Source organism: Streptomyces sp. NPDC054834, assembly GCF_053611185.1.
Genome location: NZ_JBSGZV010000043.1, coordinates 1 through 11,951 on the forward strand (window position 1 = coordinate 1; position 11,951 = coordinate 11,951).

Annotated in this window: 9 protein-coding genes, 4 tRNA genes and 1 pseudogene; 10 read left to right on the forward strand and 4 right to left on the reverse strand. The window is 69.7% G+C overall.

The window, feature by feature from the left end; all coding sequences use genetic code 11:
- Positions 1–2,087, reverse strand: a 2,087-nt coding sequence (locus ACWGJM_RS37945; RefSeq protein WP_453416314.1) for a DEAD/DEAH box helicase, incomplete at its 3' end; no start/stop codon positions are given.
- A 253-nt stretch (positions 2,088–2,340) separates the two neighbouring features.
- Positions 2,341–2,859, reverse strand: coding sequence for a hypothetical protein (locus tag ACWGJM_RS37950; RefSeq protein WP_453416315.1), 519 nt, complete (start codon positions 2,857–2,859; stop codon positions 2,341–2,343).
- A gap of 116 nt (positions 2,860–2,975) precedes the next feature.
- Here ACWGJM_RS37950 and ACWGJM_RS37955 point away from each other — a divergent pair, with 116 nt between their 5' ends.
- Both ACWGJM_RS37955 and ACWGJM_RS37960 read left to right on the forward strand, forming a co-directional pair.
- The gene (locus ACWGJM_RS37955) at positions 2,976–3,230 is read left to right on the forward strand and encodes a DUF6879 family protein (RefSeq protein WP_453416316.1); all 255 of its coding nucleotides are present in this window, start codon (positions 2,976–2,978) and stop codon (positions 3,228–3,230) included.
- Positions 3,218–3,568 carry a metallopeptidase family protein gene (locus ACWGJM_RS37960; protein WP_453416317.1) on the forward strand — a complete coding sequence of 117 codons (351 nt, stop codon included), beginning with the start codon at positions 3,218–3,220 and terminating at the stop codon, positions 3,566–3,568. Before ACWGJM_RS37955 ends, ACWGJM_RS37960 begins: the two co-directional genes overlap by 13 nt.
- A gap of 69 nt (positions 3,569–3,637) precedes the next feature.
- Here the strand turns inward: ACWGJM_RS37960 and ACWGJM_RS37965 are convergent.
- Positions 3,638–3,856, reverse strand: a pseudogene (locus ACWGJM_RS37965) (metallopeptidase family protein); the annotation flags it as partial.
- 29 nt (positions 3,857–3,885) lie between these two features.
- Between ACWGJM_RS37965 and ACWGJM_RS37970 the strand changes: the two are divergent.
- From ACWGJM_RS37970 to ACWGJM_RS37985, 4 genes are all read left to right on the forward strand, one after another.
- Positions 3,886–5,466: a metallophosphoesterase family protein gene (locus ACWGJM_RS37970; protein WP_453416318.1), complete on the forward strand. Its 1,581-nt coding sequence runs from the start codon at positions 3,886–3,888 to the stop codon at positions 5,464–5,466.
- Positions 5,467–5,547: 81 nt separating this feature from the next.
- Positions 5,548–5,620: transfer RNA gene (locus ACWGJM_RS37975), tRNA-Glu, on the forward strand.
- A gap of 37 nt (positions 5,621–5,657) precedes the next feature.
- Positions 5,658–5,732: transfer RNA gene (locus ACWGJM_RS37980), tRNA-Asp, on the forward strand.
- A 29-nt stretch (positions 5,733–5,761) separates the two neighbouring features.
- Positions 5,762–5,835 (forward strand) — tRNA-Phe (locus ACWGJM_RS37985).
- Positions 5,836–5,895: 60 nt separating this feature from the next.
- Here the strand turns inward: ACWGJM_RS37985 and ACWGJM_RS37990 are convergent.
- Positions 5,896–6,831: a CorA family divalent cation transporter gene (locus ACWGJM_RS37990; RefSeq protein WP_453416319.1), complete on the reverse strand. Its 936-nt coding sequence runs from the start codon at positions 6,829–6,831 to the stop codon at positions 5,896–5,898.
- Between the two features lie 142 nt (positions 6,832–6,973).
- Here ACWGJM_RS37990 and ACWGJM_RS37995 point away from each other — a divergent pair, with 142 nt between their 5' ends.
- The 4 genes from ACWGJM_RS37995 (at position 6,974) to ACWGJM_RS38010 (ending at position 11,870) form a co-directional block, all read left to right on the forward strand.
- Entirely contained in the window at positions 6,974–7,162 is a 189-nt protein-coding gene (locus ACWGJM_RS37995) for a DivIVA domain-containing protein (protein WP_453416320.1), read from the forward strand.
- Between the two features lie 79 nt (positions 7,163–7,241).
- On the forward strand, positions 7,242–7,556 hold the full coding sequence (locus tag ACWGJM_RS38000) for a hypothetical protein (protein WP_453416321.1): 315 nt from the start codon (positions 7,242–7,244) through the stop codon (positions 7,554–7,556).
- Between the two features lie 177 nt (positions 7,557–7,733).
- Positions 7,734–11,702, forward strand: coding sequence for an ATP-dependent RNA helicase HrpA (gene hrpA / locus ACWGJM_RS38005; protein WP_453416322.1), 3,969 nt, complete (start codon positions 7,734–7,736; stop codon positions 11,700–11,702).
- A gap of 93 nt (positions 11,703–11,795) precedes the next feature.
- Positions 11,796–11,870: transfer RNA gene (locus tag ACWGJM_RS38010), tRNA-Asp, on the forward strand.
- The last annotated feature ends 81 nt before the right edge of the window (positions 11,871–11,951 follow it).

The window sequence follows — 11,951 nt, forward strand, 5'->3', positions numbered from 1 at the left end:
TCGTTGTCGCGGCGCTCGAAGCCACGGTCGTTGTCGCGGCGCTCGAAGGAACGCCCACCGCGGTCGTCACGACGCTCGTCCCGGCGGAAACCACCACGGTCGTTGTCGCGGCGCTCGAAGCCACGGTCGTTGTCGCGGCGCTCGAAGGAACGCCCACCGCGGTCGTCACGACGCTCGTCCCGGCGGAAACCACCACGGTCGTTGTCGCGGCGCTCGAAGCCACGGTCGTTGTCGCGGCGCTCGAAGGAACGCCCACCGCGGTCGTCACGACGCTCGTCCCGGCGGAAACCACCACGGTCGTTGTCGCGGCGCTCGAAGCCACGGTCGTTGTCGCGGCGCTCGAAGGAACGCCCACCGCGGTCGTCACGACGCTCGTCCCGGCGGAAACCACCACGGTCGTTGTCGCGGCGCTCGAAGCCACGGTCGTTGTCGCGGCGCTCGAAGGAACGCCCACCGCGGTCGTCACGACGCTCGTCCCGGCGGAAACCACCGCGGTCACCCCGGTCACGATCGCGGTCGCGGTTGAACCCGCCCCGCTCCTCGCGCCGCTCCCGGCGCTCGTACGGCGCGGAAGCCTCGGGCCGCTCGGCGCGCTCGGCGTCCGGCGCGGCCGGCTGCTCAGGGACCGAGGCCTCGGCGACGGCCTGTGCCTCGGCCTGCGCCTCCGCGACCGCCGCCTCCGGGTCCTCGCCCCGCTCGCGGGCGACCCTGGCGACCAGCCGGTCGGCCTCCTCGCGGAGCTCCGCGGCGCGGCGCTGGGCGCGCTCAAGCTCCTTGGTGAGCTGGGCGACCTCGCGCTCGGCCTGCTGGGCGGCGTTGCCCGCCGACTCGGCCTGGACCTCGGTCATCGAACGGGCGCCGGTGATCTCGGCGACCTCCGGCTCGAAGGCGGCACCGCCCTGGATGATGTGACGCCCGGCGTCGACGCCCGCGTCCTCCATCAGGCGGAAGATCTGGCGCCGCTGATGCGGCAGCGACAGCGACACGACCGTGCCCGTGCGCCCCGCACGGGCCGTACGGCCCGCCCGGTGCAGGTAGTCCTTGTGGTCGCCGGCCGGGTCCACGTTGAGCACGAGGTCGATGCCGTCGACGTGGATACCGCGGGCAGCGACGTCGGTCGCGACGAGCGCGTTGACGTAACCGTCCTTGAAGTCCGCCAGCGTCCGCGTCCGCGCGCCCTGCGTCATACCGCCGTGCAGCGCGTCCGCCTTCACACCGGCGTCACGCAGCTGCTCGGCGATACGGTCGGCGCCCAGCTGGGTGCGGACGAAGATGATCGTGCGGCCCTTGCGGGAGGCGATCGCGGCCGTGACCGGCGCCTTGTCCTTGGGCTTCACGATGAGGATGTGGTGCGACATGGTCGTGACGTTGCCCTGGGCACTGTCGACCTCGTGCGTGACCGGGTTGCTCAGGTAGCGCTTGACCAGCGTGGAGATCTCGTTCTCCATCGTGGCCGAGAACAGCATCCGCTGACCGCCCGCCGGAACCTGGTCCAGCAGCTCGGTGACCTCGGGCAGGAAGCCCAGGTCGGACATCTGGTCGGCCTCGTCGAGGACCGCGATCTGCACGTTCTCCAGGGAGCAGGCGCCGCGGTTGATGATGTCGCGCAGGCGGCCCGGGGTGGCGACCAGGATGTCGACGCCCTTCTCCAGGGCGTAGATCTGGTTGCCCATCGACGTACCGCCGCAGACGACCTTCATCTTCAGGCCCAGGACGTCGCCGTACGGCTGGAGCGCGTCGGCGACCTGCATGGCGAGCTCACGGGTGGGCGTGAGGATGACGGCCCGCGGCTTGTGCTTCTCGGTGCGGCCGCCGGCCAGCGTGGCCAGGGTCGGCAGACCGAAGGAGAGCGTCTTGCCGGAGCCGGTGCGGCCACGGCCGAGGATGTCCTTGCCGACCAGGGCGTCCGGGATGGTCGCGGCCTGGATCGGGAAGGGGACGGTCACGCCGTTCTGCGCGAGCTTGCGTACGACGCCCTCGGGGAGACCGAGGTCCGCGAAGGTGACCTCGGGCGTGCTGGTCTCGTCGTTGGTCTCGGCCTCGGTGTTCTCGGGCATGACGACGTGATCAGTACTGACAATGGACATGCGAATGGGAAACCTTCCGGAGTCTCGTCGGCACGCGCCCGTCAACTCCGTGAGTCGCATGATGACCGCCTCTATGCGGTCCGCCACGGCAAGGGAGAGTACGCGCCACACGGCGCGCTCTGCGGTGGCGCCGGGCAAATTGGATCAAACGATCTACCACCATACGCACCCTCCACCCTCGAAGGCAAACCGAGCCCGGTAGACGTACGTCACACGCGGGAAGTTCGCCACACGCCCCTGCCCCGGGGGCTTGCTACACCGGCGACCCGGCCGCCGGCGCCGGCTCCCGCTGGGCCAGCTGCGGCCCCGTCTCCTCGTGGGCCGACGAGGACGGCTCGGCGGTCGGGGGCTCGCTGGAAGCGGGTGGCGGCGGCGGAGGGGGCGGCGGCGTGGGCGTCGGCTCGGGCGTTCGCGAGGGGGTGGGCTGGGCCTTGGTCGGCGCCGGGTCGCCCGGTTTCTCGGTCCTGCGCGGCCCGGTCGGCGCGGACGTGGGAGCGCTGCCCCTCGCCGACGGTGTGGCCGAGGCGGAGGCCGACTTCCCCGGCTTGGGCTTTCCGCCGTGCCCGTGCTTGCCGTCGGCCGCCTCGCCGCCGTATCCCCCGCCGCGCCCCGACACCACCGTCAGACCGTCGGGCGCGTCGCCGCCCCGTCGGCCCGCCGAGTGCGACGGTCTGGCCGGGCCCGCGTCGTCGCCCACATTCACACAGCCGGAGGTGACGGCGAGGACGATCGCCGTGGCGGCCAGACGGACGGGTACGGGCAAGGGGCGCACGGCGGCCACCTCCGATGGAGGAGTGAAGGAGTCAACCTGCCCAACTCCCGCCGCCCACAAGAGGACACGCGACCCGCCGGAAAGGGCCCGGGGACGACTCAGCCGTAGCCGAGCGTGTGCAGCCGCTCGTCGTCCCGAAGTGGTGCGCGATCTCGTGCACGCAGAAGTTTTCGTGGTGGCGGCCGTGGCTGGACGTGGTGGCCGAGGCAACCGGCCGGGGCGTGGTCATGCGACGGCTCCGAGTGGTCTCCCTGCACTCACTCACAGCCCGGCTCACCCCGTCCGTCGTTCCCCCGTGGCGGATGGGCGGGGCTTCCGTGCCCCTCCGATTACGCGCCCCGTCGTTGACAATGGCTCTGTGCTGGAGATGACTCGTGATGCGTTCGAAGAGCTGGTGAGTGAGGCCCTGGACCAGATCCCGCCTGAGCTGACGCGGGTCATGGACAACGTGGCTGTGTTCGTGGAGGGCGAGCCGCCCGCCGACGACCCGGGGCTACTGGGCCTCTACGAGGGGACCCCCCTCACGGAGCGCGGGGAGTGGTACGCCGGAGTCCTGCCGGACCGCATCACGATCTACATGGGCCCGACCCTGCGCTACTGCGAGACGCCGGAGCAAGTAGTCCGCGAGGTGGCCGTCACGGTCGTCCACGAGGTGGCGCACCACTTCGGCATCGAGGACGCGCGACTCCACGAACTGGGCTGGGGCTGACTCCCCGGCGGCCCGCACTCACGCCCCATCCGGTCCCTGAACAGGGCCAACGCCACGCCCATCGGGCGACGTCCTCGGGGCTCCTTCGTACCGCCCGAGCAGCTCGGGATCGTCGGTGGGCGGTTCGTCCTCGACGAACACCGCGACGTTGTGAATCAGCCGCGTCAACCGGCGGGATCCGGTCGAGCCCTCGGCGACCAGTTCCTCGAACTCCTCGCGCGCCATCTCCAGCAAAGGGCCGTCGTCCGGGACGACACCGCCGTACGAGAGTCGCGGACCGCCGCATATCCATGCCCGGACCCGGGCATACGGCACCAATGGCCCGCGTCCCCGTCGCAGCCCTGGACCACATGCTGAACCGGACCACGAACCGCATCCGCAAGCCCCGCCCCCGGAAGGGCACCAGCGCCCTGCCCTCGCTCGAACTCGCCGCCCGGCCGCACCCCTGGGTCCGCGCCCTCGGGCTGACGGGCGTCGTGCTGGTCGGCGCCTGGCTGGGGCTCCTGATCGTGGGCAACGTACGGGCCCCGGTCGGCCCGATGAACACGACGATGACGCTGCGCCCGTCCCTGACCGGCGGCACCAAGATCAACGTCGCGCCGCTCGGCGCGCTCTCGCTCGACAGCCACATCGCGCCGGTCCGCCTCGACGTCAGCGTCGACCAGCTCGACCCGGTCCGCTCCCAGGCGCTGGTCGACCACCCCGAACGCATCGCCGGCCTCCAGGACGAGATCGCCCGGGACGTCGAGCACGGCACCGTCGACCTGGCCGTACGCTCCTGCGCCGCAGTGGTCTCCGGCGCGACGGCGCTCGGTCTCGCGGTCTACCGCCGCCCGCGCCGCGCCCTGGCGGCCGGCGGACTCGCGTTCACCCTCCTCGCGGCGTCCGGCGCGACGGCGTACGCCACCTGGAACCCCGAGTCGGTCCTGGAGCCGCGCTTCTCCGGCCTGCTGTCCTCCGCGCCCTCGCTGGTCGGCAACGCCCGCAGCATCGTGACGGAGTTCGACGTCTACCAGAGGGAGCTGGCCCGCCTGGTGACGAACGTGACGAAGCTGTACGACGTCACCTCCACGCTGCCGGCCTACCAGCCGGACCCCAGCACCATCCGGGTTCTGCACGTGTCGGACATCCACCTCAACCCGGCGAGCTGGAAGATCATCACCTCGCTGGTGGCGGAGTACAAGGTGAACGTGATCGTGGACACCGGCGACACCATGGATCACGGCACGGCGGCCGAGAACGGTTTCCTGGACCCGATCGCCGACCTGGGCGTGCCGTACGTGTGGGTGCGCGGCAACCACGACTCGCGTGTCACCCAGCGGTACCTGGGGCGAATGAAGAACGTGCACATCCTCGACGACGGCAAGGCGGAGTCGGTGGCCGGCCTGCGCTTCGCGGGCATGGGCGATCCGCAGTTCACCCCCGACCGCTCGGGCCGGTCCAGCGACGACGCGGAGCAGCTGGCGGGCGACCGTCTGGCCTCCGCCCTGCGCGACCAGCGGACGGCGGGGACCCCGGTGGACGTCGCCATGATCCACGAGCCCTCCGCCGCGCGGGAGACGGACGGCGAGGTACCCCTGGTGCTGGCGGGGCATCTGCACCACGAGGGCGACGAGATCATGAAGCACGGCACCCGGCTGCGTATCGAGGGTTCCACGGGCGGCAGCGGGCTGCGCGCCGTCGAGCACAAGTACCCGGCTCCGATCGAGGCGTCGATCCTCTACTTCGACCGGGACACCCGTCGCCTCCAGGCCTGGGACGCGATCAAACTGGGCGGCCTGGGCCTGACGACGGCCGAGGTCAGCCGCCACCTCCCGGAGGACAACCAGCCGGGTGCGACCCCGAGCCCGACGAATCCGACGCCCGCGCCGTCCACCTCCTCGTCCGTGTCGCCGTAAACCGTTTTGGCGATACCCCTCGCCATCCCATATGCTTCTCACGTCCCCGACGCGCTGATGAAGCGCCCAGGCGGGCCGATAGCCCTCATCGTCTAGCGGCCTAGGACGCCGCCCTTTCAAGGCGGTAGCACGGGTTCGAATCCCGTTGGGGGCACGCAAGACCGTGTGCGACACTGTCGTACACAACGCTTGGTCCTGTGGAGCAGTTTGGAGTGCTCGCCACCCTGTCAAGGTGGAGGCCGCGGGTTCAAATCCCGTCAGGACCGCTGGGGTTTTGTTTCACGTGAAACCCCGTGGCTGGGTAGCTCAGTTGGTACGAGCGATCGCCTGAAAAGCGATAGGTCGCCGGTTCGACCCCGGCCCCAGCCACAACCGCCCCACCAGGGCAAACGGCCCCACTGGAGATCATCCAGTGGGGTCGTTCTCGTGTCATGGCTCCTCGGGGCCGTCGTCGCGCAGCCTGCGCCAGAGGCGGGTGCGGTGGAGTACGTAGAGGGCGACGCAGAGGACGGTCGCCTGTAGTCCCACGGCGAGCAGCCAGAAGACGGGCTTGCTCTCCAACTCGTCGGTCATGTAGGTGAAGTTCATGCCGAAGAACCCGGTCAGGAACGTCAGCGGCAGGAAGATCACCGACACGATGGCCAGCCGGTTGATCACGCCGTTCTGCTCGCCGGACACGAGGGTGGAGTAACTGGCGAAGGCCCGCCGGGAGGCGTCCTGGAGGGACTCGATGTCCTTGAGCACCAGCCTCGAACTGTGCTGGAAGGCGCGAGCCAGCCTCTGCCGCTCCTCCGGGAAACGGGGGTTCATCATCCTGCGCGTGAAGACCTCATCCGTCACCTCCAGGTAGGGGAGGAGCGTGTGGTGCAGGAGGGCCGAGCGGCGTCGTAGCAGTGCCAGCCGGTAGATCTGCTGGGAGTTCCGCCGCTGGAACATCTCGTCCTCCAGCTCCTCCACCTCCAGCAGGGCCTGCACGGCCGACCGGCGAAACGTCTCCAGGGCCTCCTGGAGGAGCAGGAACAGCGTGGCCACGGTGTCCGGAGGCCTCTCGCTCGGCAGCCGGGCCGTCATACTGCGCATCAGGGTGATCGGTCCTCGGTGAACCGTGATCAGGTACCGCTCGGTGACGAAGGCATGGACATGAGTGACCTGGCCCTCCTCGACCATGGGTACGACGAACCCGGCGCTGTCCCCGAGGAACTCGGCCCGCGCGGCTTCGCCCTCCGTGCCGAACCACGCCAGGTCCGCTGCCTCCAGACCGAGCAGGCGGGCGACCGGTGTTTCGTCGGGTCGGGTCGGCTCGGGCAGCTCGATGTCGACGAACAGGAAACGGGCCGCCGCGAGACGCTCACGTGCCTCGGACACGTGTGTTTGAGTGACGGTCCCTTCCGGCATCGACATCACCGATACGATCATCGTCCCTCACCGTGGGTACAGGTTGCGGCACTCTCCAGCCTGCGCAGGTGAGGGTGCCCACGCATACGGACGGACTCGTTTGGAGGACGGTTTGCAGGGGTTCGACATCGCGCGGCGTGGTTACGACCGGGCCCAGGTCGACGCCTACCTGGCGCTGCTGACGGCCGGCGCGGGCCCCGACGTGCCGCCGCCCGCCTTCGACATCGTCCGCCGGGGGTACGACCGGGCGCAGGTCGACGCACGGGTGGCGGAACTGCGGGGTTCGGGGCCGGTCGTCTGACCGTACGGACGCTTGGCAGCGGGCCCGACCGGCGCTACGTTCTGGCCGATCGACCGTGATGTCTGGGGGCGGGGGGACGATGAGCCGGGACGAGGCGAAAGCCATTCGGGACGTCGAGCTGGAGAAGGACCGGGCGCGGTACGGGCTGCTCGCGGTGGTCGTGAGCAACCTCGCGATCGCCGGGGTCGCGATCTTCGGGGTGTGGCGGCTCGACGGGGACAAGGCGGTGATCGTCAGCGTGCTGACGGCCGCGTTCACAGCGGTGAGCAGCATGACCACGGCCTACCTGGGGATCAAGGCCATATCCAACACGGCGAGGTCGATCGCTCTGGGCGACGGCTCCCGCCGCGAGCCTCCGGCGGCGGCGACGTCCCAGACCCAGCGAAGCGAGTAGAAGGCCGCCCGGGGTTGCCGCTGGGGCGAGGGGCGCGCAACCCGGCGTGACGGGGCGCCACCCGCACCCGGCGACGAGAGTTGTACGGGTGGGCGGGTGGAAGAAGAACCCCCTGCTGAACCGCCGGAGGCAAATCGTTAGCCAGGAATTTCGCCGAGGTGAGATCCTGGACCCCGTATGTCTACGCACCCCGCCCCCGCCCTCGGCACCCTCGCCCCCCGCCTGACCGAGCTGTCGCTGCGCGACGCGCACCGGCTCGGGCGCAGGCTCGAGGGCGCGCGCAAGATCCGTAAGCCGGAGGCCCGCGCCGCCGTCCTCGCCGAGATCGAGGCGGAGGTCGACAAGGCCGAGACCCGGATGGACGAGCGGCGCTCCCACGTGCCCGCCGTCACCTACCCCGAACAGCTGCCGGTCAGCCAGAAGAAGGACGAGATCGCGGCCGCCATCCGCGATCACCAGGTCGTCATCGTCGCCGGTGAGACCGGTTCCGGGAAGACCACCCAGATCCCGAAGATCTGTCTCGAGCTGGGGCGCGGCGTGCGCGGCATGATCGGGCACACCCAGCCCAGGAGGATCGCCGCCCGGACCGTGGCCGAGCGCATCGCCGAGGAGATGGACACGCCCCTCGGTGAGGCCGTCGGCTGGAAGGTGCGCTTCACCGACCAGGTGAACCCGGACGCGACCTTCATCAAGCTGATGACAGACGGCATCCTGCTCGCCGAGATCCAGACCGACCGCGAGCTGCGCGCCTACGACACGATCATCATCGACGAGGCCCACGAGCGGTCCCTGAACATCGACTTCCTGCTCGGCTACCTCGCCCAGCTGCTGCCCAGGCGGCCGGACCTCAAGGTCGTCATCACCTCCGCCACGATCGACCCCGAGCGCTTCTCCCGGCATTTCGGCGATGCCCCGATCGTGGAGGTCAGCGGCCGGACGTACCCGGTGGAGGTGCGCTACCGGCCCCTCCTCGAAGAGGACTCGGACGACGCCGACCGCGACCAGATCACCGCGATCACCGACGCCGTCGAGGAGCTGATGGCGGAGGGGAAGGGAGACATCCTCGTCTTCCTCTCGGGGGAGCGCGAGATCAGGGACACCGCAGACGCGCTGGAGAAGAAGAAGTACCCCCGCGCCGGAGGCGCCAATTGGCAGGGCACCGAGGTACTCCCCCTCTACGCCCGCCTCTCCCACGCGGAGCAGCACCGCGTCTTCCAGCAGCACACCGGTCGCAGGATCGTTCTCGCGACCAACGTGGCGGAGACGTCCCTGACCGTCCCCGGCATCAAGTACGTCATCGACCCCGGCTTCGCCCGGATCAGCCGCTACAGCCATCGCACGAAGGTGCAGCGGCTGCCCATCGAGCCGATCTCGCAGGCCAGCGCCAACCAGCGCAAGGGCCGCTGCGGGCGTACGTCCGACGGTATCTGCATCCGCCTCTACACCGAGGACGACTTCCTCTCCCGCCCCGAGTTCACGGACGCGGAGATCCTCCGTACGAACCTGGCCTCCGTCATCCTCCAGATGACCGCGGCCGGCCTCGGCGACATCGAGAAGTTCCCCTTCATCGACCCGCCGGACCACCGAAACATCCGCGACGGCGTGCAGTTGCTCCAGGAGCTGCACGCACTGGACCCGGCCCAGAAGGACCCGCGCAAGCGTCTGACGGACACCGGCCGCAAACTCGCCCAGTTGCCCGTCGACCCGCGTCTGGCGCGCATGGTGCTGGAGGCGGAGCGGAACGGCTGTGTCCGCGAGGTCATGGTGATCGCCGCCGCGCTGTCCATCCAGGACCCGCGCGAACGCCCCGCCGACAAACAGACCCAGGCCGACCAGCAGCACGCCCGCTTCAAGGACGAGACCAGCGACTTCCTCGCCTACCTCAACCTGTGGCGGTACATCCGCGAGCAGCAGAAGGAACGGGGCTCGTCGTCCTTCCGCCGGATGTGCAAGCAGGAGTACCTGAACTTCCTGCGCATCCGGGAGTGGCAGGACATCTACACACAGCTGCGCACGGTCGCCAAGCAGATGGGCATCCATTTCAACGACCAGGACGCCCCGGACGACCGCATCCACGTCTCCCTCCTCGCCGGTTTGCTTTCGCACATCGGGATGAAGGACGTGAAGGACGGCGCGAAGAACGAGTACCTGGGCGCGCGGAACGCCAAGTTCGCGATTTTCCCCGGCTCGGCGCTGTTCAAGAAGACGCCCCGGTTCGTCATGTCCGCCGAGCTGGTGGAGACCTCGCGGCTCTGGGCCCGGGTCAACGCGAAGATCGAGCCCGAGTGGGTCGAGCCGCTCGCCGGCCATCTGCTGAAGCGGACGTACAGCGAACCGCACTGGGAGAAGGACCAGGCGGCCGTGATGGCGTACGAGAAGGTCACGCTGTACGGCGTGCCGATCGTCGCCGACCGGAAGGTCAACTACGGCCGTATCGACCCGGAGGTCAGCCGCGAGCTGTTCATCCGGAACGCGCTGGTCGAGGGCGACTGGCGGACGCACCACAAGTTCTTCGCCGACAACCGCCGGCTCCTCAGCGAGGTCGAGGAGCTGGAGCACCGGGCGCGGCGCCGGGACATCGTGGTCGACGACGAGACGCTGTTCGACTTCTACGACCAGCGGGTGCCGGAACACGCCGTGTCCGGTGCCCACTTCGACTCGTGGTGGAAGCGGAAGCGGCACGAGCAGCCGGATTTCCTGGACTTCGAGCGGGAGATGCTCATCCGGGAGTCGGCGGAGGCGGTCACGAAGGCCGACTACCCGGACTCCTGGCTCCAGGGCCCGCTCAAGTTCCGCGTCACGTACCAGTTCGAGCCGGGCGCGGACGCCGACGGCGTGACGGTCCACATCCCCCTCCAGGTCCTGAACCAGGTCACGGACGAGGGCTTCGACTGGCAGATCCCGGGGCAGCGGGAGGAGCTGGTGACGGAGCTGATCCGTTCCCTGCCCAAGCCGATCCGCCGCCACTACGTGCCCGCGCCGAACTACGCGAAGGCCTTCCTGGAGAAGGCGACCCCGCTCGCCGAGCCCCTCACCACGACCATGGCGCGCGAGCTGAGGCTCATGGTCGGCGTGCCCTTCGAGGCCGCCGACTTCGACTGGGCGAAGGTCCCCGACCACCTGAGGATCACCTTCCGGGTCGTCGACGAGCGGCGGCGGAAGCTGGCGGAGGACAAGGATCTCGAGGCGCTCAAGCTCCGGCTGAAGCCGAAGGCGCGCCAGGCCCTCTCACAGGCCGCGGCGGCCACCGCCGAGCGGCAGGGCGGGGAGTCCCTGGAGCGCAAGGGCCTCACCGACTGGAGCATCGGCACGCTGAGCCGGGTCTTCGAGACCCGCCGGGCCGGCCAGCCGGTGAAGGCGTACCCGGCGCTGGTGGACGACGGCGACACGGTCTCGGTCCGTCTCTTCGACACGGAGGCGGAGCAGGCCGAGGCGATGTGGAAGGGCACGCGACGGCTGATCCTGCGCAACATCCCGGTGAATCCTGCGAAGTTCGCGTCCGAGAAGCTGACCAACGCCCAGAAGCTGGGGCTGTCCGCGAATCCGCACGGGTCGATCCAGGCGCTGTTCGACGACTGCGCGATGGCGGCGGCGGACAAGCTGATCGGGGACTTCGGGGGGCCGGCGTGGGACGAGGAGTCGTACCGCAAGCTCTACGACAAGGTGCGCGCGGAGATCGTCGACACGACCGTGCGGACCGTGGGCCAGGTGCAGCAGGTGCTGGCCGCCTGGCAGGCCTGTGAGCGGCGTCTGAAGTCCGTGCGCAGCCCCGTCCTGCTGGCCAATCTGACGGACGTACGCAAGCAGCTGGACGCCCTCGTGAAGCCCGGCTTCGTGACCTGGGCGGGCATACGGCGCCTCCCCGACCTCATGCGGTACCTGGTGGCCGCGGACCGGCGGCTTCAGCAGATGCCGACGAACGTCCAGCGGGACATCTCGCGCATGCAGAAGGTCCACGAGATGCAGGACGAGTACGCCTGGCTCCTGGAACAGCTCCCACAGGGCCGCCCTGTCCCGTCCTCCGTGCTGGACATCCGCTGGATGATCGAGGAGCTCCGGGTCAGCTACTTCGCCCACGCTCTGGGCACGGCGTACCCCGTCTCGGACAAGCGGATCGTGAAGGCGATCGACGCGGCTGTCCCGTAATCGTCCGCGTACGGGGGGTGAGTTCGACCAGGACCCTCACCCTCCTGTACAGTCTCTTCTCGCAGCGCAACGCACAAAAGCGCCGCGAAACCTGGTCCTGTGGAGCAGTTTGGAGTGCTCGCCACCCTGTCAAGGTGGAGGCCGCGGGTTCAAATCCCGTCAGGACCGCAACAAGAAGAGGCCCGCATCCCAGAAGGGACGCGGGCCTCACTCATGCCCGCACCCCGCCGACCCAGAGGTCGCGCCCGC

Excerpts from the sequence above, each read along its gene's own strand:
- ACWGJM_RS37970 (WP_453416318.1), top strand. The coding sequence starts at position 3,886 with ATGGCCCGCGTCCCCGTCGCAGCCCTGGACCACATGCTGAACCGGACC.
- ACWGJM_RS38000 (WP_453416321.1), top strand. The coding sequence starts at position 7,242 with ATGAGCCGGGACGAGGCGAAAGCCATTCGGGACGTCGAGCTGGAGAAG.
- hrpA (WP_453416322.1), top strand. The coding sequence starts at position 7,734 with ATGTCTACGCACCCCGCCCCCGCCCTCGGCACCCTCGCCCCCCGCCTG.